Here is a 21,887-nt window from a genome sequence, read left to right as displayed (position 1 = left end):
ATTTTATTATCTTGATTTTAATTTTATTTATAATATAATTGTTAATATATTATTAAAATTCGCTTTGAGCCACGTGTGGGCAAGTTATTTTGCTCATATCAACAACAACCTTTAAAAACATGTCAGTTGCTCAAGCTTGCGGTTAGGATAAAAAATTATTACAACTAGGGGGCTCAATTTATGGAACCATTATTTTTAAATCCTTTATTCATGTATAGAATATGGGGTGGAACGTCTTTAAGAGATAATTTTGGATATGAAATACCATCTGAAAATACAGGTGAATGTTGGGCTATAAGTTCACATGAAAATGGAGATTGTACAATTTTAACTGGAGAATTTGAAGGAATGACTCTATCTAAATTATGGAATGATCATAGAGAAATTTTTGGAAATGTTAAAGGAGATAAATTCCCATTACTAACTAAAATATTAGATGCAAATGATAACTTATCTGTTCAAGTTCATCCTAATGATGATTATGCAAAAGTAAACGAAAATGGAGAACTTGGTAAAACTGAATGTTGGTATATAATTGATTGTGATGATGATGCTGAAATGATATTTGGACACAACGCAAAATCTACGGAAGAATTATCTAAAATGATAAATAATAATGAATGGGATAAATTACTTAGAAAAGTTAAAATAAAAAAAGGTGATTTTTTCTATGTTCCAAGTGGAACTATTCATGCATTATGTAAAGGAACTTTAGTTTTAGAAACTCAACAAAACTCTGATACAACTTATAGAGTATATGATTACGATAGAATTGATAATAACGGAAATAAACGTGAACTTCATGTTGAAAAATCAATAGATGTTACTACTGTTCCTCATTTTGAAGATAAAAATACTTATAATACTGTATCAACTAATACTTTTAAATGTACTACTTTTGTAAGTAATGAATTCTTTAGTGTTCATAAGTTAAACACTTTTGGTGAATGTGAATTTAATCATGATAAACCATTCTCTTTATATAGTGTTTTAGAAGGAAGCGGTACTTTAACTTGTGATAATAAAGATTATTCTTTAAGTAAAGGAAGCAACTTTATACTGCCTTCAGATATTAAAAACTTTAAACTAAATGGAAATATAGAAATGATTGTTTCTCATATATAATTACAAGTAAAAACTGACTTCATAAAAGAAGTCAGTTTTTACTTTAAGCAAAAGATTTATTTACATAATCTTTCAATAATGTTATTTGAGTTTCATCCGAAGATTTTTTTAATCCTTCAATAATTTTTATTGTATCTAAAGAGCTAATACCATTAGAAATAGGTGAACCTTCATTTTCTAAACAGCTCAAAATATCTTCTATAGCATCAATCATTCTTTCATTTTTAACAACCTTTGGTTTATTATCAATTAATTTTAATGATTCATAATTAGTTCCAGCTGAACTATTTTCTGAAGAATATAAGTATAAATCAAAATCTTTACCATTATTATAAATTTTTATTCGACCTTCTTCTCCTAAAATATCAAGTTCATACATATATCTATATTGTGAAACGCTAGTAGCTTTTATAAAACCAATAATACCTGATTCAAACTTAATAGCCCCTATTCCTCCATGATCTTCTATACCATGAGCAATTCTCACAATATCAGTCTGTTTTACTCCAACTACCCATTCAGGTATTCCAGCAAAGAAGCACATCATATCTATTAAATGACTCGCGCTTGTATGTAGTGCAGTAGATCCGTAGCCTGTTATGCTATATACTTTTCCAATAAATTTATTATCTATTAGTTCTTTAACAGTTCTATTTAAGTTATCCCATCTTAAAATATGGTTCACAGCAAGAGTAACTTTATTCTCCTCACATAATTTTATTATTTCTTCTGCTTCTTCAACAGAGTAAGTTAGTGTTTTTTCACAAAATATTGCTTTTACGCCACAACTTACACACTTTTTTATAATTTCATAATGTGATGATATAGGAGTACATATACTTACTAAATCAAACTTATTATTTTCTAACATCTCATTATAATTAGTATATCCTAACTCAATATTACAATCTTTTTTTACTTCTTCAACAAGTTTAGTAGATACATCACAAACTGCCTCTATCTTAATATTTTGAAAAGTCTTATAAGCGCCAATATGAGACCATATTATATCTCTATTTGGATCTTTATCAATGTTGTATGCAATTTGGCCTAATCCTACGACTCCAACTCTATACATTGACTTACCTCCTCAGTTCGCTTCTTTCTTAATGAAATAACGCATCCGATGATAACTAGAACAGCTCCTAACCCTTGTATTAAATTTATTTTTTCGTGTAAAGTGAAATAACCAACAATTGCTGTAGAAATTGGAATTATTAACTGTATAATATTAAAAACAACAACTCCTTGTTTTTGAAGAATATAAAAAGCCATTAACATTCCTGTTAGCATTCCATACATTCCTGCTAAACTTAATCCGGTTAACATTCCTAAAGATACTTCTTTTAATTCTATAATTTTATTACTATATATAGCTATAGTTAAAAAAACAATTCCTGATAATGTAGCTGTAGATGCACTTATTACAACTGAATGCAATTTCTTGGAAACATTTTTTACAACTAGATTTTGAATTGATTGAATAAAAATAGCTATAGCTAAGAACAATGAACCTTTTAGGAAATCTGAACTCTGCCCTGCTTGTCCCCCATTAATTACGAAAACTAAGGATCCTATTATGGCAATTAAACTTCCTATATAAAATTTCTTTTGCTTTACTCTATCTCTTTCATCTTTAAAAAAAATGGCTGCCATACTAATTGCTAGTGGCATCGCTAAAATACTAAAAATACTTCCTGTTAAAGCTGATGTATATTTTAATCCAGTTATGAAGCAGTACATATTCCCAGTCATAAAACATGCTAAGATTAACAATTTAAAAATAATCTTTGGCTCATCTACTATCTTTTTTAATTCATCCCTAAATTTAAACAAACAAATAATAAGAATAAGTATTCCCCCAGATAAAAACCTAACCGCATTATTATTAATAGTATCAAAATTCATACTCATGTAACGCATTATCGGGAACCCAAATCCCATAAGACCTATATATGATAATGCCATTTTTTGATTACTTTTCATAAATACCCCCTTTTTAGAATTTTTTTTCATATTCACTATAAATGTAACAGACTTCTACCTTTGTATCAACTAAATTATGATTTTTTTTGAAAATTTATTTCATTTATATTTATTATCAAATGTTTTTATAGTATTTTTTACATAAAAAAAGAGCTGATATAATCAGCTCTTTTAATTTATAGTAAAGTTATTTAATTATCTAGCTTGTTTTATCTTAGCAGCTTTACCTACTCTACCTCTTAAGTAAGTTAACTTCGCTCTTCTTACTTTACCTTTTCTAGTTACTTCTATCTTTTCTATTCTTGGAGAATGAACTGGGAAAGTTCTTTCTACACCAACGTTGAAAGATATTTTTCTAACAGTGAAAGTTTCTTGTATTCCTCCACCTTGTCTCTTTAAAACAAATCCTTCGAATACTTGTATTCTTTCTCTCTTACCTTCAACTATTTTAACGTGTACTCTTACTGTGTCCCCAGGTCCAAAGTTAGGTACTTCGCTCTTTAATTGTTCTTGGTTTAATGATTTTAATATTTCGTTCATTTCTAAGTCCTCCTAGTATCATAGACATTCTTAATTACCTCTTTTATGTAAACAGAGGAATGCCCGTTTATTTTCAGCATCTAAAATTATACTATATATCTTAATTATTTACAAGCTTTTTTATACAAATCAGGTCTTCTTTCTTTAGTAATTCTAACAGATTCGTCATTTCGCCACCCTTCTATTTTTTTATGGTTTCCAGATAGCAAAATCTCTGGAACTGCCATTTCCATAAACTCTCTCGGTCTTGTATAATGCGGGTATTCTAATAAATCATTACTAAATGATTCTTCTTCAAATGACTCATCTTGATTTAAAACTCCTGATATAAGCCTTGATATAGAGTCTATTAGTATAAGTGCAGGAAGTTCTCCTCCTGTTAATACATAATCCCCTATAGATATTTCATCTGTTACTATTAAATCTATGATTCTTTGATCTATTCCTTCATAATGTCCACATAAAAGAATTACATCATCAAGCTTAGACATATTACTTGCTATGCTTTGATTATGTGTTTTACCTTTAGGAGTTAAATATACAACTCTAGGCTCTTTTATATTATGAGTATCTATAATATACTTATATGTATCATATATTGGCTGGGGAGTCATAACCATTCCTGCTCCCCCTCCAAATGGATAGTCATCTACTTTTTTATGCTTATTATTAGAGAAATCTCTAATATTATATATATTAACTTCTATTATTCCTTTTTCTACAGCTCTTTTCATTATACTTTCATTCATATAAGAGTTGAAAATCTCTGGAAAAAGTGTCATTATGTGAAATCTCATAGTAACTCCTAGTCTAACATTCCCTTAATAGGGTCTATTATCATTTTTCTTTCGTTCATATCTAGTGTTGGTACAAACTTCATTATAGCAGGTATCATATATTCTTGACCTTCTAATCCTTTTATAACATAAACATCATTAGCTGAATATTGTAATACATCATCTAATTTACCTACTAAATTTCCATCAACAGTATATACGTCTATACCTATCATATCTGATATAAAGTATTCATCTTCTTCTAATTCTCTACCATTTTCTCTAGATACATACATAAATTTATTTTTTAATTTTTCTGCCATTTCTACTGTATCTATATCTTTTATCTTCATTATTACCATATTACCTTTATATCTTACTCTTTCAACTTCCCAAGTAGAATTTAAGTCTTTTCCTAGGTAAAATTCTTTTAAATCATCAAATCTATTTATATCATCTGTAAAAGGGTAAACTCTTACTTCTCCTTTTAAGCCTTGAGTATTAACTATTTGTCCAACTTTAAAATGTGTTAACTTCTCCATTAGTATGTCTCCTTAGTTAAAATTCGCTTAGATTGAACAATATGTAGCTCAAATTTAGCGTCAAAAAATATTTTATAGTATAATTATACTATAAACAAAAAGGACTAGGTATATACCTAATCCTTTTATACTATCTCAAGAGAAACTTTAACTTTTTCTCTATTTGCAGCAGATTTTACGACAGTTCTTATAGCTTTAGCTATTCTGCCTTGCTTTCCGATAACCTTCCCCATATCATCTTGAGAAACTTTAAGTTTTAAGATTATTTCATCATTTTCTTTAGTCTCTTCAACTACTACAGATTCAGGATCATCGACTAGAGCCTTAGCTATATCTAACACTAGCTCTTTCATATACTCATCTCCTAATTAAATTATTATTTTTTAGAAGCTTCGAATTTTTCCATTACTCCGTTGTTAACTAATAAAGTTTTAACAGTATCAGTTGGTTGAGCACCGTTTGATAACCACTTTACAGCTTTCTCGTCGTTTATTTTAACTTGCTTTGGTTGAGAAATTGGATTGTAGAATCCTATTTCTTCTATGAATTTTCCATCTCTTGGAGATCTTGAATCAGCTACTACTATTCTGTAGAAAGGCTTCTTGTTTGATCCCATTCTTTTTAATCTTATTTTAACTGCCATTACAGTCACCTCCGAAAATTATTTGTCTATTATTTATTTAAAGAAAGGAAGTCCGGCAAAACCGCCCCTTTTCTTCATACTTTTTTGTGAGCCTGTAAACATCTTCATCATTTTCTTCATCTCGTTGAATTGTTTTATCAGCCTGTTTACATCTTGAACACTACATCCACTACCCCTAGCTATTCTTTTCTTTCTAGAAGCATTTAATATACTTGGATTTCTTCTTTCTTCTACTGTCATAGATTGTACAATGGCTTTAGTTCTTTTCATTTCTTTACCATTTAAATCTACATCACCAAGTTGGTCTTTGATATTTCCCATACCAGGCATCATACCTAGTATCTTATCCAGAGGACCCATGTTTTGTATTTGTTCCATTTGTTGTAGGAAATCTTCAAAATCAAGATCTTGTTTCTTAATTTTTTGTTCTAATTCCCTTGCTTTATCTAAATCCATATTTTCTTGAGCTTTTTCTATTAAGCTTAGGATATCTCCCATACCTAATATTCTAGATGCCATTCTATCTGGATGGAATGGTTCTAAATCATCTAGCTTTTCACCCATACCTATAAACTTTATAGGTTTTTGTGTTACAGCTCTTATTGAAAGTGCTGCTCCACCTCTTGTATCTCCATCTAATTTAGTAAGTATTACTCCATCTACACCAAGAGCTTCATTGAAGCTTTCAGCAACATTTACTGCATCTTGACCTGTCATTGAGTCTACAACTAAAAGTATTTCATGAGGTTTAACTTCTGACTTTATAGATTTTAACTCATCCATTAAAGTTTCATCTATATGAAGTCTACCTGCTGTATCTATAATAACTAAGTCATTATTGTATTTAATCGCATGACTTAATCCTGCTTTAGCTATATTTATTGGACTTTCCTTGTCACCCATGTTGAATACTGGTATATCTAATTTTTCTCCAACTACTTGTAACTGTTTTATAGCCGCTGGTCTATAAACGTCACATGCAACAAGTAATGGTCTTTTTCCTTGCTTTTTAAAGTATGCTCCAAGCTTACCTGATGTTGTAGTTTTACCTGCCCCTTGAAGACCAACCATCATTATAACTGTTGGTGGCTTAGGAGATATCATAACTTTACTTGCTACATCACCCATTAAGCTAGTTAGCTCTTCATTAACTATTTTAATTACGTGTTGTGCAGGAGTTAAACTCTCCATAACTTCTTGTCCAACACATCTTTCTTGAACTTTCTTTATAAAATCTTTAACTACTTTAAAGTTAACGTCTGCTTCTAAAAGAGCAAGCTTAACTTCTCTCATAGCATCTTTTACATCTTTTTCAGTAAGTTTTCCTTTAGATTTTAACTTACCAAGTGCTCCTTGTAGTTTATCAGATAATCCTTCAAATATCATTTTAACATCTCCCTACATACATCTTCTATATTTTCTAGCTTAGGGATTAAATTAGCACAATCTCTATTTTGCAATAAATCTTGTTTAATGTCAACAATTTTATCTACGATAGTTTTGACGAATTTTTCCTGTTCTTGAATTTTATATACTAATTGTAATTTTTCTTCATAATCTTTTAGTATTTTCTCTGAACGCTTTAATGTATCATATACGCCTTGTCTTGATACATTTAAATTTTCACTAATTTCGCCTAAAGAATAATCTTCTTCATAATATAAAGCTACTATTTCTCTTTGCTTATCAGTTAATAAATTTTTATATTGTTCAAATAATAATCCAATTTCAACCATTTTTTCTATATTCATCGCTACACTTCCCAGTGATATACTGTAAAGGTTATTTACTTTACACATTGTATTTTATATCATATATATAATCTTGTCAACATTTAATTTTTAAAAGCTAATTACTTCCCAAATAAAGCATCAGAAAATGCTTTTGCATCAAAATCTTGTAAATCTTCTACGCTTTCTCCTACTCCTATAAGCTTAACTGGAACATCAACTTCACTCTTAACTGCAAGAACTACTCCACCTTTTGCGGTTCCATCAAGCTTAGTTAAAACTATACCTGTTATATCTGCAACTTCTTTAAATGTTTTAGCTTGAGATACTGCATTTTGACCTGTTGTAGCATCTACTACAAGTAAAACTTCTCTTTTAGCTTCTGGGAATTCTCTATCTACTATTTTAAATACTTTTCCAAGCTCATTCATAAGATTAGTTTTATTATGTAATCTTCCTGCTGTATCACAGATTAATAAATCAGCCTTTCTCGCCTTTGCAGCTTTTATAGCATCAAATATTACTGCTCCTGGGTCTGCTCCTTCTTGATGCTTTATTATATCTACATTACTTCTTCCAGCCCAAACTTCTAACTGTTCTATAGCTGCTGCTCTAAATGTATCTCCTGCTGCTAATAAAACTTTCTTACCTTCTCTTTTGTATCTATTTGCTAGTTTTCCTATTGTCGTAGTTTTACCAACTCCATTTACACCTACCATAAGTATTATAGTTGGAGAATTTTCTACATCTAATGTAGAGTTTTCATTAGTTAATATCTCTTCTACTACACTTTTTAATTCTTCTCTTACATCCATTGGATTTGTAATACCTTTTGACTTTATTTTATCTCTTAGAGAGTCTATTATGTCCATAGTAGTGTTTACGCCAACGTCCGCTGTTATTAGTATTTCTTCTAATTCTTCTAATAATTCTTCATCTACTTTTGTATATGATTTTAATACATCATCTATTCTATCAGTTATGCCTTGCTTAGCTTTAGTTAAACCTTGTTTTAATCTATCAAATAAGTTTACTTTCTTTTCTTTTGGTTCTTCTACTATTTCTGGTTCTTCTTTCTCAGACATCTCTTCTTCTATTCTTTCTTCATTAATAGCTTCAATCGTATCTAATATATCTAGTTCTTTAGTAATATCTATTTCTTCTACTGCTATTTCTTCATTTAAACTTTCTTTTTCTACTTCTGTACTTTCTGTTTCAATTACTTTTTCTTCATAAGTTACTTCAACTTCATTAGATTCAATATTTTCTTCTTCTTTTTTATCTATCTTGTCTTCTTTAGTATTATTTTCTTCATTGCTAGTTTGAGGTTGTTCATCTTCATTAGTTACAACTTCTGCTTCTTTTACTTCTTCTTGTTTTTCTTCTTTTTTCTTTCCAAAGTTAAATAATTTTTTTAACACTTATTTACCTCCTAATAGATTTACTATTATGTTTTATATAATATCAGTCATTTCTTGAGCTTCTTTAAGCTTTAGACTTAATACTTTCGAAATTGCTTTTTCTTGCATTGTTACACCGTATATGTAATCAGATGCTTCCATTGTACCTCTTCTATGAGTTACAGATATAAACTGAGTATCTTTAGCTAGTTCTTTTAAAAACTCTCCAAATCTATATATATTGGCATCATCTAATGGTGCCTCTATCTCATCTAATATACAAAACGGAGTTGGCTTAGCTAAAAGTATTGAGAATAATATACTTATTGCAGTAAGTGCCTTTTCTCCACCTGATAATAGATTTAGATTTTTCATTTTCTTTCCTGGTGGTTGTGCGGTTATTTCTATATCACTTTCTAATATATTTTCTTTATCTATAATAGTAAGTTCTCCGTAGCCTCCGCCAAATAGCCTTTTATATACGAATTTAAAGTTTTCATTAATTTCATTAAACTTAGCCTCAAATTCTGACTTCATATTTTCTTCTAAGTCAGATATTAAAATCTCTATTGCCTCTATTGACTGTTCTAAGTCTTGCTTTTGTTCACTGTAGAAATCATATCTTTCTTTAACTTCTTCATACTCTTTAATAGAATCTATATTTACATTCCCTAAATTTCTTATTTCTCTTTTTAGGCTTTCTAGTAATTTTTTATCTATTTCTAAGTTCTCATCTTTAATTTCTTTAGCTTGAACTACAGTCATTTCATATTTTTCAAATAACTTGTTTATATAAGTTTCTTGACTTGATTTAAGTCTTTCAAGTTTTCCTTGAATTTTAAATAAACTTTCTTTTAACTCTATATATGTTCTATCTGTAGATTTAAGCTCTTTGTTTAATTCATCTAACTTGCTTTTTAGTCCTTCTTTAGAAAGTTTTTTATTCTCTAAACCTCTACTATTATCAAATAACTGTTTATTTAAGCTTACTTTTTCAGTTTCTTCAATAACTATTTCTTCTTCTAATTTAAAAGTTTCTTTCTCACCTTCTCTTAGAGACTCATCTAAATTTTTAGACTTTTCTTCAAGTTCTTTATCTTCATTATTAATTCTTAGTATGTCATTTATTAAAGATTCATGTATTTGTTTGTATTTTACTAGTTCTAAGTTTAATTCATCGTATCTAAGTTTTTCATTTTCATATAAGCCACTTGCTTCCTTATGTTCTTTACTTAGTATTTCTATTTTTTCTTTATGTTCTTTATGCTTATTATCTATATCCAGTATTTCAGCTTTAACTAATTCAGATTTTTCTAATGTATAGTTTAAGTTAGAGTCTAATCCAGTCTTTTCTTTCTCTAATTTATCTATGCTCATTTGCAATGAACTTCTCTCAGCATCTACTCTATTTATATTAGAGTTTTCTATTATTATAGATTTATCAAGCTCTTTTATATTCTTTTCTAAATCAAGTGCTTTTTCTTTAGTTATAGATATAGATTTTATACATTCTTCTTTTTGATTATTTAATAATAAAATATCTTTTTTTACTAATTCTATTTTTTCGCTATATTCATTTATAAGTCTTCTTCTAGATAATATATTTCCATTAGTTCTAAAACTTCCTCCAGTTAAAGATCCCCCTGGATTTAATATTTCTCCATCTAAGGTTACAACCTTAAACTTATGACCTGTTTCTTTAGCAAATTTTATCCCTTCGTCTATAGTACTTATTATAATAGTCCTTCCTAGTATACTTTCAAATATATTTCTATATTTTTCATCAAATGATATTAAGTCACTGGCAACCCCTATAAATTTAGTATTACATCTTATATTTCTAACATCTATTTTGTTTGATTTAATAATATTTAAAGGTAAAAATGTAACTCTTCCTAAATTATTTTTCTTTAAATAACTTATAGCAAACTTGGCACTATTTTCATTATCAGTTATTATATTTTGCATATATGCACCTAATGCCGACTCTATAGCTTTTTCATATTTAGATTCTACATTTACAACTTGTCCTAAAGCTCCATGTATACCTTGTAAGCTTTTATTTTTAAGAACTTCTTTTACACCTTTATTAAATCCTTCATTATGATTTTCCATTTCAACATAAATATTAAGTTTTGAATTATAATCATTTAAGTTATATTTATTATTTTGGATTTTTCTATCTAAATCATTATTATTTTGAATTAGGCTGTTTAGTTCTTTATTTACATCTTCGTTTTTAATTTTCAAACTTTTTAATTCTTCATTTTTAGATTTAAATAAAGATTCTAAATTCCTCAATTCTTCATTTTTATTTTTTAAACTAACATTTATCTCATCTATATCTAAATCGATATTTTTAGTTCTAGAATTTATATTTTCTGTATTAGCAACTAATGTTGATAATTTACTAGTTGATTCTTGCCTTTTATTTAAAAGGTTTATTATGTCATCTTTTAAATTTTCAATATTAGTTCCTATATCCCCAAGTTTATTTTTCTTATCGCTATTCTTTTCTTCTATAAGCTTTATATCTTCTGTCAAAGCTTTTATTTTTTCTTCTTTTTTAGTTTGTTTTTCTTTTAATTCAGTTATAAGTAATTTATTATTGCTTAATTTTACTTTTATATCGCTTATTTCTCTAGATTTTCTTTCTATCTCATTTTTACAGTTTTTTATTCTTTCATTAATAAGATTTACTTGAGCATCTTTTTGAGATATTACCGACTTTATTGTATTAATATATTCCTGAGATTTGTTTATACTTTCATCTATCTCTTCAATTTCTTTGTTAGTTTCATTAAAACTTTTTTCTATTAGAGACTTTTGTTTATCAACTTCGTTAGATTCTTTTTCTAATAAATCACTATGTTTAGTTATTTCATTTAATTCTCTTTCTAATTCTTCTATTTCTTTTACATAGCTATTAACCTCTATAGTTTTTAGTTTTTCACTAAGGTCTATATATTTTTTAGCTTTTTCTTGCTGATTAAAAAGAGGCTTAAGTTGGTTTTCAATCTCTACATATATATCATTTATTCTTTCTAGGTTTTCTTTCGTATTTTTCAGATTTCTTTCTGCTTCTTGCTTTTTGTATCTAAATTTAGATATTCCACAAGCTTCATCAAATACTTTTCTTCTATTTACAGGGTTATTACTAAGTATTTCATCTACCTTACCTTGTTCTATTATAGAGTATCCATCTTTCCCTATACCCGTATCTAGTAGTATTTCTTTTATATCTTTTAATCTGCAACTTTTATTATTTAAGAAAAACTCACTTTCTCCATTTCTATAAGCTCTTCTTTTTATAGTTACTTCACTAAAGTCTAGCTCTAATTTATTATCTTCATTATCAATAGTAAGTGCAACCTCACAATAATTCATCGGTTTTTTAGTATCCGTTCCTGCAAAAATTACATCTTCTAACTTGTCTCCTCTAAGACTTTTTATACTTTGTTCACCTAATACCCATCTAACTGCATCAGAAATATTACTTTTACCACTACCATTTGGTCCTACTATTGAAGTTATACCTTCTTTAAATATAATGTCTGTTTTTATAGGAAAGGATTTAAATCCTTTTAATTCTAATCGTTTTAAATACAATTTTTTCTCCCCCTTCAATGATAAAACTAAAGGTTGTAAATATTATATAAGCTTTTGTAAATGTCTTTCATATCAACGTTTATATTCTTTTGATTATCTAGTACAATTTCTAATCTATCTATATCAATATCTTCTTCCTGCGTTTTTAAAGTTATACCTAATTCATTTTTCATATATAAACTATTACATTTTTTATTTCCTATTATCTTAGATACATTTTTTTTATTCGTTTTTACCACTACACTATCTACGGTTTTAAAATCTAAAACAATAGATTTTAAATAGTCTTTTATCATTTCGCCTTCAACTAGTTCTCTAAAAGCTGGATGGTATGGACCATCAACTATAGCTTTACCTAATTGTATATCATCAGTTGCTTGTAATCCAACTCTTATTACATTTATATTATTAACATAATAAATAGCTAATAGTTTCTTAACTATTTGTATACTTTCATCTAAAGTAAATGGATTATACTCTTTTTTAGATAATAAGTTTTCAAGTCCTGTTTCTTTTACTACTAATGTAGGATATATTCTAACACAATCAGGATTAAGCTTTATAAATTCTCTGGCTGTATTTATACATTTTTCTTCTGTATCAGATGGAAGACCTACCATCATTTGTAACCCTAATTGTATACCATTTTCTTTTATTAATTTTGCACTTTCAAATACTTCATCAGCATGATGCCCTCTTATACTCTCTCTTAGTACGTCTTCATCTAAAGATTGTACACCTAATTCTATTATGCTTGTCTTATATTCTTTTAACATAGTTAATATATCTTGACTTATACAATCTGGTCTTGTAGACATTCGTATATCTTGAACAACACCTCTCTCTACGTATTCTTTGGCAACCGATAATAAACTCTTTTGTATATCTTCATCTATAGCTGTAAAGCTACCTCCAAAGAATGCTATTTCAACACTTGCATCTTTATCTATAGTAGTTAAATATTCTTCAACAATATTTCTTACATCATCACTTGTCATATCTGTGCTTACGCCTGTTATCTTCTTTTGGTTGCAAAATATACAGTCGTGAGGACAGCCTCTATGAGGTACAAATATAGGAATTATTCTTTTTTTCATGTGGTATTATCCTCTTTCTGTATTTTATGAATTCTATATTATGCTTTTTAATGCTACTCTTGCAGCAAGTTGTTCTGCTTCTTTTTTGCTTTTTCCTTCGCCTGTTCCTAACACATCTTCATTGCTTCCGACTTGCATAACAAATCTTTTGTTATGGTCTGGTCCTTTTTCCTCTACTAATTTATACCATATATTACTTTCGCCTCTACCTTGTAATACTTCTTGAAGATGAGTCTTATAATCTCTAAATATTTTACCTTTTCTAGAGTCGCATATTATATTTTCCATATATTTTAAAATAAACTTTCTAGCACTATCTATTCCACCATCTAGATATATAGCTGCTATTACTGCTTCAAATGCATCTGCTAATATTGATATTCTTTGTCTACCACCAGTAGCTTCCTCACCTTTTCCTAATAATATATGTTCTCCTAGGTTTATTTCATTAGCCACTTCGCTTAAAGATTCCTCACAAACTATATTCGCTCTTAGCTTAGTAAGTTCACCTTCAGGCAAGTCTTTTTCTTTCTTAAATAAATAGTCACTTACAACTACACTAAGTACAGAGTCTCCTAAGAATTCTAATCTTTCATTAAAGTCATAGTTTTTATTTTCATTAGAATAAGAACTATGAGTAAGTGCCTCAAGTATATATTCTTTATTTTCAAATTTATAATCTATAATATTTTCGAATTTATCTATATTATCTAATATTTTTTTATTTAATTTCATACTACTACCTCCGAGTTAATTCTCTCTAGATTATAGTGTACTATTTTTCTAGAAGTATTGCAAAATAAAATATGCATTTAGTCGGTTTTTATATAATAAACAAAAATTCGCTTCGAGCCACTTGTGGGCGAATTAATTTGCTCGTGTCGCCGACACAGTCGCTCAAGTTTATAGGTTGAGATTATAACTTATCTATAAAACCAGATAACCTATAATCTCTTAGTAAATAAAAAACCTATGAGATATATCCCATAGGCTTTTTATTTATCTGATTTTATTCACAGTCATCACAATCATCGCATATACATTCATCATCTTCTGATGATAATATAATAGCTTGGCAGTTTGGACAAACAATGTCTATTTCATCGTCATATAAAAGTTCTTCATCTATTTCTACTAAATCAGAACAATTCGGGCATTCCATTTCTATAAAGCTAAGTTCATCATCATCTTCTTCATCTTCTTCGCCATCTTCATAGATATCATCTTCTATATCTGCTAAATCTTCATCTATAGATTCTACATACTCTACAAGGTCAGCTTGTTCTTCTTCTAGTTCTACTATAGCATCAGCAAAACTTTCTAAAGTCTCAACTATTTTATGTATGATTTTACCTTCTTTTGTTTCTTTACTTATTTCTAATCCTTCTGCTAATCCTTTTAGATATGCAACTTCTTCATATAAGTATTTCATAAGTAGCCCTCTCTTTCCTTATTATATAAATTAAAAGCCCGTACATCCTTATTATTAAGATATACAAGCTTTTATATACATTAATTCTTAAACTCTTGATAAATAATCTCCAGTTCTAGTATCTATTTTAACTTTGTCTCCTTGATTTATGAATAAAGGCACTTGAACAACAGCTCCTGTTTCAACTGTAGCAGCTTTTGTTACGTTACTTGCAGTATCTCCCTTTATTCCTGGCTCAGTTTCAACAACTTCTAATTCTGCAAAGTTTGGAGCTTCAACTTGGAAAGCTTGTCCTTGGTAGAATCTTATTGTAGCAACTTCATTTTCTTTTAAGAATTTTATAGCATCTTCAACTTTTTCATAATCTAGAGGCACTTGATCAAATGTCTCTTCATCCATGAAGTAGTATAATTCTCCGTCATTATATAAGTATTGCATTTGTCTTGTTTCTATATGAGCTTTAGGGAATTTATCACTTGGGTTGAAAGCTTCCTCTCTTATTGCTCCAGTTTTTAAGTTTTTGTATTTAGTTCTAACAAACGCTGCACCTTTTCCTGGTTTAACGTGTTGGAAATCAACTATTAAACATGGTTGTCCATCCTTTTCGAATGTAACACCTTTTCTAAAATCACTTGCTGATACCATTTTTGTCCCTCCATCTAAAGTTTATTTTCGATGATACTAATAATTAAGTTTATTTCTTTATTATTATAATCAAAATTTTAATTTTAATCTTAGGCAAATAATTCAATCAATTTGTATATCTGCCGCTATATATGTATTATATCATCGCATCCTTTTTCAATTATATATACTATTGTAATCTTGTCAAGTTATATAAATCTATATTTATACCTATTTAAGTAATGATTTTATTCCTAAAATATAACTTTCAAAACCAAAACCTGATATTTGGCCTATACAAGCGCTAGCAGTTACACTCTTTTGTCTAAATTCTTCTCTTTGATGAATATTAGATATATGAACTTCTACTACTTTAGTAGATATAGATTTTATAGCATCATGAATTGCATAGCTATAATGTGTAAAAGCACCTGGATTTATAACGACTCCGTCAAACTTTTCATTAGCTTCATGAAGCTTATCTATTATACATCCTTCATGATTACTTTGGAAAAAGTCTATATCTACATCATCTTTAAATTCATCTTTAACATATTTCATTAAATCATCTAAAGTTTCATTTCCATAAATACCTGGTTCTCTTTTACCTAACATATTTAAATTAGGTCCATTTATAACTATAATCTTCATAAATACCCCCTGGTTGTTCGACTACAAACTTTTACCAATATAATAATATCACATATTATCTAGTGTAAACAAGTATTTGACTAACTACTTCATCTACATTTTTATTATTAACATTAATTTTTATTTTAGATATATTATTATATTTTTTATATCTTTGTGATAAAAGCTTATTTATAGTTTCATATAAATTGAAACTATTTTTAAGTAGTGGTCTTTTATTTAAATCATATGATACATTATTTATTATAGTTTGCTCATTTGCATCTAAAAAGATTACACATTTTTCTTTTTTTAATAGCTCACAATTTTTCTTTTCTTTAATTATTCCCCCACCAGTTGATATAACTATATTTTCTTTATTTAATAATCTTTTAAGCAAGTTGCTTTCTTTTTCTCTAAAGTATTCTTCTCCACTTTCTTCAAATATATCTTCTATAGAGGAATTACTTTCTCTTTCTATTTCTTCATCCATATCAACGAACTTTAATTTTAATTTTTTAGATAACTTTTTTCCTACTACTGTTTTTCCTGACCCCATAAATCCAACTAATATTATTCTCATATACAATCTCCATTAAAGTTTCTTATAAATACATCAAACTCAGTTTCATGAATTTGATTGTTTTTTGATAACTTTAGCCTTACCTTAACAAAATTACCATCTTCGTAAACAAATGCATACATTTTATCTATATAATCACCTATTTCATAGCCTCCACTTTCACTATTACCCAAATAATTAAGAGTATTTATAAATAATTTACTTTTTTCTTCCTTTAAACTAATCTCTTTATCTTTTATATTTTTATCTTTAGAGTTTTCTTCTTTATATTTGCATTTAATAGAATTGGTCTCCACTAATTTATTACCATCTTGATTTGATTTTGGGCTTATAGATATAATTCCTTTAGAATTACCTATAACTTCTTCTATATATTTACTTATTTCACTCGCTTGTTGCTGTAACTCTATCTTATCTTCAATTTTAGTTTTTGTGTTCATACAAAAAAATAGCAAATAGTATGATACGCCCATTAAAATCATTATTATAGAAAGTGATACTACACTTTCTAACAGTAAGTATCCTCTTCTACGTCTCATACTTACCTTCTTTCAAAAGCACCCTCCCACTAACTGGTACTATTGTTAGTTCTATTTTTACATTTTCTTTATATATATTTATAGTTTGCCCTTTAGGATCTGGAGATCCATCAGATTTAAACTTAATCTTACTATTTCCATATTGAAGATTTGTACCGATTGGTAGAGACACTTTTTTTAAATCTTTTCCATCTTCTCTTACTATATAACTAGTTAATTTATTATCTTCAGAGTAATATATGTATGTTTTTAAATTACCAAGCATATTTGCTTTTCTTACGTATCTTATATCTGAACATAATTGTTTAGTAAATAATTTTATTTGATGTTTACTGATACTATCTTTTGGAAAGCATAAACTTGATATTATTAGCATTATACTAATAGTTATGACTACTTCTACTAAGGTCACATTCCTTCTCTTTTCATAGGTTATATCTCCTTGTAATTATATATAATTACTAAGCTTTTAGAGTCTATACTATCATGTTTATTTTCTTCATAGTAATCTTTTATATCATTTAAATTTGAATCATCAACTTCTGGTTTATCTATTATGTTTTCTTCATCTTTTTCATTTTCTTTTATTGCTAAATAAGGATTCAGTATTTTAACACTAGCTTGAATCTTTTTTGTATAAGTATCTTCTGATGAATTGCATATAATATCAAAGTATATAAACCCTTCTTTATCATATAATATTTTTTTAGATGTATTCACTAATACATTATCTAAGTCACTCTTTGATATATCTTTTATATTATGTATAAAATTATTTTCCAAGAAATATTGTTTAAATTCTTCTTCATTTTTACTTCTTTGTACTGCAATCTCTACTTCTTTTGAAATATTACTATGTACAATTTCTATCGCACCTAGTGCCAATTCTTTTAGATGTATATTTTTATGTTCTAAATTAAAAATACTTTTATTGCTATAGTTTAAACCTATACACATCATACATACCGTACTTATAATAGAAAATATCATTAATGTAGTTATTAAAATTAAACCTTTATTGTTTAAATACATAACTATAAAGACTTATATTATTTCTTTCATTTTTAACTTCAACATTTACTTTATGACATTCGTAGTAGATATCTTTTTCTATTATTGTACTTATTTCGTATGAGTTTACTATTTTTGTATTCTTGGTATTTTCTATAAATTCGCTTGAACTTTTTTTAATTTGATATTTAGTAAGTTCTAAGTTAGTTTTAGCTAGATTTAACATTTCTAGCTGTTCTTTATTAGTATTAACTATAACGTAATTACTATAAAGTGATGTTGATATTATATATACGGCCAAACTTATTATAGATAAACTAATTATACATTCAATAGATACAAATCCATCTTTTTTATACTTCATTTTTTCTCCTTTAACTAGAGATTTTACTTAGTTTTTATACTTTCTTCATAAAGCATCTTTATATGTTTTATATCTTCATTGTTAGCTTTAATACCTGTCCATATATAAAAGGCTTCTATTGCTTGGTTTATCAACATATCTATTCCATATACTACATCTAAGTCATGTTTTTTTGCCCACTTAATAAAAGCTGTTTCATGTGGTTTGTAAACTATATCACAAACTAATAAGTTATTTTTAGGAATTAAATTTTCATCTACCGGGCATAATTCACTTTCCATTCCTATAGGTGTTGTATTTATCAGTATATCTATATTATCCAAATCACTTTCTATGATAGCTTCATTTGAATACGATATATATGTATTAAAATTTGATTTAATTACATCTGATATTTCTATAGAACTATTTATACTTCTATTTCTAATTTCGATAGATTTAACATCATTTGAACATAACTCAATAGCTATACTTCTACACGCACCACCAGCGCCTATTATCATTATTTTTTTACCACATAAATCATAACCTTTATCTAATATAGATTTAACAAAGCCCATTCCATCGGTATTATATCCTTTTAATACATTACCTTCATTTTTGATAGTATTTACTGCACCTATTAATTTAGCATTTGAATCAATACTATCTATGTATTTTATTATATCTACTTTATGTGGTATTGTAACATTACACCCTTCTATTTTTAATGCTTTTATACCCTTTACACTATTTTTTAACTGATCTAGTTCTACATCAAAACATGTATATATTTTATTTTCATTGTATTTCTCAAACAAATAATTATGTATCACAGGTGAAAAGCTATGCTTAACTGGATGTCCCAATAAACATATTGTTTTAGTTGTTGATTTTATATTCATATGTTCTCCTATCTAGCTTTATTGTCATTCATACCTTAATTTATACCACTAAATGGTTAATTTTTACATATTCTTAAGTACTCTTCATAAATAAAGTCATCACCTTTATTTTTAATTCTTTTTTTATAAATTTCAGATTCTTCATCTGATTTAAAGTCTACTTTTATATCTATATCATTATTTAATCCTATTTTTATATCTACTTCTCCGTTATACAGTTTTACTATAGATTTAGCTACTTCGATTCCCATATCTAAACTTTTTCTTTCTTGGTCATTTATATATCTTTGATAATTGAATTTACCCTTACTACTTATATGTATAGTTGTTTTATCATCTAATACATTTAAGTCAACATATACTACACTATCATTATCTAAGTATCTTATTATCATAGATAGTAAAGTTAATATAACTTTTTCTATATCTTGTGGATCAATTTTTGCTACCTTTTCTTCTTCATCTGTATCAAATAATATACTCACATTATTTACTTTAACATATTTATCAAACTCAGAACATACATCTTCTACAATGCTTACTATATTATAATAATCCATTTTAGACTCGTGGAAATCTGATTCTAGTTTAGATAAATTTATAATATTGTCAATTAATCCCATTAGCATATAAGAGTGCTTCTTAACTACTCCTACAGCTTTAGATATTTCACTTTTTGGATTTTTATCTATATAGTCTTTATGCATAACTTCTAACAATTGATTTGATGATGTTATTACATTTAATGGAGTTTTTAACTCATGGGACATATTTATAAAGAATTCATTTTTTATTTTATTTTCTTTTTTCTTTTCCTCTATTTCTTTCTCCATTAATTCAGCTTTGACTTGGTCTGTTACGTCTCTTGTTATACCAATCAGTTTTAATTTTTCATTTACATCTATAACCATAGCCCCACATTCTAAGTATACATCTTCTCCAAATTTATTTTTTATAACTTTTCTTTCAAATTGAACTACATCATTATCTTTTTCTGATGGTATTATAATATTTTCATTTATACTATTTTGAATTTTTTTCATATCAACACTGTTTATCATATTTTCTATTGCTTTATTTGAATAGGTCATTTTCTTTTTAGGTAAATCTAATATACATATCCCTTCAGGAATTATGTTTACCAAAGATTCATATTTTTTCTTACTATATTCTAAATCTTGTAGTAACTTTTTATATTGTGTTATATCTCTTATAGTAATTACATTTTTAGTACTTTCTCTGTCTTTAAAACTTATCCTATTAATATTTAAACATGTTTGTTTACATTTTTCATCTGTATAGTATATTTCTCCTTTTATACATGGTTCTAGTATTATATTTTTTATATTTTCTTTATTAAAGTTTATATTTTCACTCTTATCATTATCGTATAATATATTATTTTCATCAGTAATAAGTACTGAATAAGGTATATTATCAACTACCTTTTTATATTTAGCATCATTTTCTTTTATTTTTAATTTACTTTTCTTTTCGTATGTAATATCTGTTACTGAGCAAATAACTCCTATATTTTCATTACTAATTATAAAAGGAGCGTAGTCTATTTCAAAATATCTTCCATCTTTACCCTCTAATTCTCCTTTTATTTCTTTTTCAAACTCTCTAGCTTTTCTTAAATTGTGTAAAAACTCATCTGAATTTTTTATACTTTCCATTAAGAATAAATTTATATTTATCTTACCTTTGAACCCTTCATACTCTTTCCACATTTTTATAAAATTATTTTCATCGCTTACTATGTATCCATCTTTATCTATTATCATTATACATTTTTTAGATTCATTTAAAATGGCATCTAAAATTGTTTCTTTTATTTCTAAATTGTCATTTATTCCTTTAGTAACAGACTTAGTATGGTTTAATTTTTCATTACTTACTTTCATTTTGTATTCAACTTTATTTAACTTACTATTTAGAGTTAATTCTTTTTTAAACATATCTTTAATATCAACTATGTATACAGTATAAAAAATATATATTGCTAATATTAAATCTAATGTTTCTTTAAAATTTATAAATTTATCCTTAAATGCTAAATTCATTATTATATATATGGAATACCCACCTAAAAGTAATATATATTGTCTTTTCTTTTTTACTAAATTTAGTTGCATTATAGTTAGTATAATTAAAAATTTATATAAAAAGTCTATTGTCATAAGATTATTGTCTATTAAAAAAATAACTTTACTAATAATTATCATAGTCATTGATACTAATAAACTAAAATTTTTTTTACTTTTATTTATTGTAAAATTTGAATATATTATGTATAAACTCATGAGAAAAATCGAGATGCTTAATATACTTATATATTTATACATTTTAATCCCCCCTCATGTTGCCTT

At 27.1% G+C, this 21,887-nt stretch carries 24 protein-coding genes; 1 reads left to right on the top strand and 23 read right to left on the bottom strand.

The window, feature by feature from the left end:
• The first annotated feature begins 180 nt into the window (after positions 1–180).
• Positions 181–1,125, top strand: a complete 945-nt coding sequence (gene manA / locus JNUCC81_RS04300; RefSeq protein WP_454095448.1) for a mannose-6-phosphate isomerase, class I — start codon at positions 181–183, stop codon at positions 1,123–1,125.
• A 43-nt stretch (positions 1,126–1,168) separates the two neighbouring features.
• On the opposite strand, the gene JNUCC81_RS04295 is transcribed toward manA, so the two are convergent.
• The 23 genes from JNUCC81_RS04295 to JNUCC81_RS04185 form a co-directional block, all read right to left on the bottom strand.
• Positions 1,169–2,203: a Gfo/Idh/MocA family protein gene (locus tag JNUCC81_RS04295; RefSeq protein WP_454095447.1), complete on the bottom strand. Its 1,035-nt coding sequence runs from the start codon at positions 2,201–2,203 to the stop codon at positions 1,169–1,171.
• A complete protein-coding gene (locus JNUCC81_RS04290; protein WP_454095446.1) occupies positions 2,182–3,111 on the bottom strand; it encodes a DMT family transporter in 930 nt (309 codons plus the stop codon). Before JNUCC81_RS04290 ends, JNUCC81_RS04295 begins: the two co-directional genes overlap by 22 nt.
• 195 nt (positions 3,112–3,306) lie before the next feature.
• Complete coding sequence (gene rplS / locus JNUCC81_RS04285; RefSeq protein WP_042271981.1) at positions 3,307–3,651, bottom strand: 50S ribosomal protein L19; 345 nt, start codon at positions 3,649–3,651, stop codon at positions 3,307–3,309.
• Between the two features lie 104 nt (positions 3,652–3,755).
• Entirely contained in the window at positions 3,756–4,448 is a 693-nt protein-coding gene (gene trmD / locus JNUCC81_RS04280; RefSeq protein ID WP_454095445.1) for a tRNA (guanosine(37)-N1)-methyltransferase TrmD, read from the bottom strand.
• 8 nt (positions 4,449–4,456) lie between these two features.
• Positions 4,457–4,969, bottom strand: coding sequence for a ribosome maturation factor RimM (gene rimM / locus JNUCC81_RS04275; RefSeq protein WP_454095444.1), 513 nt, complete (start codon positions 4,967–4,969; stop codon positions 4,457–4,459).
• A gap of 125 nt (positions 4,970–5,094) precedes the next feature.
• Complete coding sequence (locus JNUCC81_RS04270; RefSeq protein ID WP_042271972.1) at positions 5,095–5,322, bottom strand: KH domain-containing protein; 228 nt, start codon at positions 5,320–5,322, stop codon at positions 5,095–5,097.
• A 23-nt stretch (positions 5,323–5,345) separates the two neighbouring features.
• Positions 5,346–5,612 (bottom strand): 30S ribosomal protein S16, encoded by a 267-nt coding sequence (rpsP, locus tag JNUCC81_RS04265; protein ID WP_208332149.1) that lies wholly within the window; start codon positions 5,610–5,612, stop codon positions 5,346–5,348.
• A 33-nt stretch (positions 5,613–5,645) separates the two neighbouring features.
• Entirely contained in the window at positions 5,646–6,998 is a 1,353-nt protein-coding gene (gene ffh, locus JNUCC81_RS04260) for a signal recognition particle protein (RefSeq protein ID WP_454095443.1), read from the bottom strand.
• Positions 6,995–7,363 carry a YlxM family DNA-binding protein gene (gene ylxM / locus JNUCC81_RS04255; RefSeq protein ID WP_454095442.1) on the bottom strand — a complete coding sequence of 123 codons (369 nt, stop codon included), beginning with the start codon at positions 7,361–7,363 and terminating at the stop codon, positions 6,995–6,997. The genes ffh and ylxM overlap by 4 nt, the downstream gene beginning before the upstream one ends.
• Positions 7,364–7,464: 101 nt before the next feature.
• Entirely contained in the window at positions 7,465–8,763 is a 1,299-nt protein-coding gene (gene ftsY / locus JNUCC81_RS04250) for a signal recognition particle-docking protein FtsY (protein ID WP_454095441.1), read from the bottom strand.
• A gap of 33 nt (positions 8,764–8,796) precedes the next feature.
• Positions 8,797–12,351 (bottom strand): chromosome segregation protein SMC, encoded by a 3,555-nt coding sequence (gene smc / locus JNUCC81_RS04245; protein WP_454095440.1) that lies wholly within the window; start codon positions 12,349–12,351, stop codon positions 8,797–8,799.
• A 26-nt stretch (positions 12,352–12,377) separates the two neighbouring features.
• Entirely contained in the window at positions 12,378–13,448 is a 1,071-nt protein-coding gene (locus tag JNUCC81_RS04240; RefSeq protein WP_454095439.1) for an elongator complex protein 3, read from the bottom strand.
• Between the two features lie 33 nt (positions 13,449–13,481).
• A complete protein-coding gene (rnc, locus tag JNUCC81_RS04235) occupies positions 13,482–14,183 on the bottom strand; it encodes a ribonuclease III (protein WP_454095438.1) in 702 nt (233 codons plus the stop codon).
• A 274-nt stretch (positions 14,184–14,457) separates the two neighbouring features.
• Positions 14,458–14,880 carry a CD1247 N-terminal domain-containing protein gene (locus tag JNUCC81_RS04230; RefSeq protein WP_454095437.1) on the bottom strand — a complete coding sequence of 141 codons (423 nt, stop codon included), beginning with the start codon at positions 14,878–14,880 and terminating at the stop codon, positions 14,458–14,460.
• A gap of 87 nt (positions 14,881–14,967) precedes the next feature.
• Complete coding sequence (gene efp, locus JNUCC81_RS04225) at positions 14,968–15,525, bottom strand: elongation factor P (protein WP_042271953.1); 558 nt, start codon at positions 15,523–15,525, stop codon at positions 14,968–14,970.
• A gap of 210 nt (positions 15,526–15,735) precedes the next feature.
• Positions 15,736–16,155: a type II 3-dehydroquinate dehydratase gene (gene aroQ, locus JNUCC81_RS04220; RefSeq protein ID WP_454095436.1), complete on the bottom strand. Its 420-nt coding sequence runs from the start codon at positions 16,153–16,155 to the stop codon at positions 15,736–15,738.
• A gap of 55 nt (positions 16,156–16,210) precedes the next feature.
• Positions 16,211–16,717, bottom strand: a complete 507-nt coding sequence (locus JNUCC81_RS04215; protein WP_454095435.1) for a shikimate kinase — start codon at positions 16,715–16,717, stop codon at positions 16,211–16,213.
• Positions 16,714–17,256 carry a type II secretion system protein gene (locus JNUCC81_RS04210; protein ID WP_454095434.1) on the bottom strand — a complete coding sequence of 181 codons (543 nt, stop codon included), beginning with the start codon at positions 17,254–17,256 and terminating at the stop codon, positions 16,714–16,716. The genes JNUCC81_RS04215 and JNUCC81_RS04210 overlap by 4 nt, the downstream gene beginning before the upstream one ends.
• Entirely contained in the window at positions 17,246–17,668 is a 423-nt protein-coding gene (locus JNUCC81_RS04205) for a pilus assembly FimT family protein (RefSeq protein ID WP_454095433.1), read from the bottom strand. Before JNUCC81_RS04205 ends, JNUCC81_RS04210 begins: the two co-directional genes overlap by 11 nt.
• A gap of 20 nt (positions 17,669–17,688) precedes the next feature.
• On the bottom strand, positions 17,689–18,288 hold the full coding sequence (locus JNUCC81_RS04200; protein WP_454095432.1) for a hypothetical protein: 600 nt from the start codon (positions 18,286–18,288) through the stop codon (positions 17,689–17,691).
• Positions 18,272–18,631 carry a hypothetical protein gene (locus JNUCC81_RS04195; protein WP_454095431.1) on the bottom strand — a complete coding sequence of 120 codons (360 nt, stop codon included), beginning with the start codon at positions 18,629–18,631 and terminating at the stop codon, positions 18,272–18,274. The genes JNUCC81_RS04200 and JNUCC81_RS04195 overlap by 17 nt, the downstream gene beginning before the upstream one ends.
• 23 nt (positions 18,632–18,654) lie before the next feature.
• Positions 18,655–19,515: a shikimate dehydrogenase gene (aroE, locus tag JNUCC81_RS04190; RefSeq protein ID WP_454095430.1), complete on the bottom strand. Its 861-nt coding sequence runs from the start codon at positions 19,513–19,515 to the stop codon at positions 18,655–18,657.
• A 56-nt stretch (positions 19,516–19,571) separates the two neighbouring features.
• A complete protein-coding gene (locus JNUCC81_RS04185) occupies positions 19,572–21,863 on the bottom strand; it encodes a histidine kinase dimerization/phospho-acceptor domain-containing protein (RefSeq protein ID WP_454095429.1) in 2,292 nt (763 codons plus the stop codon).
• Positions 21,864–21,887 lie beyond the last annotated feature (24 nt).

It is taken from the genome of Faecalimicrobium sp. JNUCC 81 (assembly GCF_053667625.1).
The sequence above is the reverse complement of the archived record's forward strand: the minus strand, read 5'-3'. Positions and strand labels throughout refer to the sequence as shown.

What these genes read in the sequence shown, in the direction of transcription:
- manA (WP_454095448.1), top strand. Translation starts at nt 181, where the DNA reads ATGGAACCATTATTTTTAAATCCTTTATTCATGTATAGAATATGGGGT.
- JNUCC81_RS04295 (WP_454095447.1), bottom strand. Translation starts at nt 2,203, where the DNA reads ATGTATAGAGTTGGAGTCGTAGGATTAGGCCAAATTGCATACAACATT.
- JNUCC81_RS04290 (WP_454095446.1), bottom strand. Translation starts at nt 3,111, where the DNA reads ATGAAAAGTAATCAAAAAATGGCATTATCATATATAGGTCTTATGGGA.
- rplS (WP_042271981.1), bottom strand. Translation starts at nt 3,651, where the DNA reads ATGAACGAAATATTAAAATCATTAAACCAAGAACAATTAAAGAGCGAA.
- trmD (WP_454095445.1), bottom strand. Translation starts at nt 4,448, where the DNA reads ATGAGATTTCACATAATGACACTTTTTCCAGAGATTTTCAACTCTTAT.
- rimM (WP_454095444.1), bottom strand. Translation starts at nt 4,969, where the DNA reads ATGGAGAAGTTAACACATTTTAAAGTTGGACAAATAGTTAATACTCAA.
- JNUCC81_RS04270 (WP_042271972.1), bottom strand. Translation starts at nt 5,322, where the DNA reads ATGAAAGAGCTAGTGTTAGATATAGCTAAGGCTCTAGTCGATGATCCT.
- rpsP (WP_208332149.1), bottom strand. Translation starts at nt 5,612, where the DNA reads ATGGCAGTTAAAATAAGATTAAAAAGAATGGGATCAAACAAGAAGCCT.
- ffh (WP_454095443.1), bottom strand. Translation starts at nt 6,998, where the DNA reads ATGATATTTGAAGGATTATCTGATAAACTACAAGGAGCACTTGGTAAG.
- ylxM (WP_454095442.1), bottom strand. Translation starts at nt 7,363, where the DNA reads ATGAATATAGAAAAAATGGTTGAAATTGGATTATTATTTGAACAATAT.
- JNUCC81_RS04240 (WP_454095439.1), bottom strand. Translation starts at nt 13,448, where the DNA reads ATGAAAAAAAGAATAATTCCTATATTTGTACCTCATAGAGGCTGTCCT.
- rnc (WP_454095438.1), bottom strand. Translation starts at nt 14,183, where the DNA reads ATGAAATTAAATAAAAAAATATTAGATAATATAGATAAATTCGAAAAT.
- JNUCC81_RS04230 (WP_454095437.1), bottom strand. Translation starts at nt 14,880, where the DNA reads ATGAAATACTTATATGAAGAAGTTGCATATCTAAAAGGATTAGCAGAA.
- efp (WP_042271953.1), bottom strand. Translation starts at nt 15,525, where the DNA reads ATGGTATCAGCAAGTGATTTTAGAAAAGGTGTTACATTCGAAAAGGAT.
- aroQ (WP_454095436.1), bottom strand. Translation starts at nt 16,155, where the DNA reads ATGAAGATTATAGTTATAAATGGACCTAATTTAAATATGTTAGGTAAA.
- JNUCC81_RS04215 (WP_454095435.1), bottom strand. Translation starts at nt 16,717, where the DNA reads ATGAGAATAATATTAGTTGGATTTATGGGGTCAGGAAAAACAGTAGTA.
- JNUCC81_RS04210 (WP_454095434.1), bottom strand. Translation starts at nt 17,256, where the DNA reads ATGAGACGTAGAAGAGGATACTTACTGTTAGAAAGTGTAGTATCACTT.
- JNUCC81_RS04200 (WP_454095432.1), bottom strand. Translation starts at nt 18,288, where the DNA reads ATGTATTTAAACAATAAAGGTTTAATTTTAATAACTACATTAATGATA.
- JNUCC81_RS04195 (WP_454095431.1), bottom strand. Translation starts at nt 18,631, where the DNA reads ATGAAGTATAAAAAAGATGGATTTGTATCTATTGAATGTATAATTAGT.
- aroE (WP_454095430.1), bottom strand. Translation starts at nt 19,515, where the DNA reads ATGAATATAAAATCAACAACTAAAACAATATGTTTATTGGGACATCCA.
- JNUCC81_RS04185 (WP_454095429.1), bottom strand. Translation starts at nt 21,863, where the DNA reads ATGTATAAATATATAAGTATATTAAGCATCTCGATTTTTCTCATGAGT.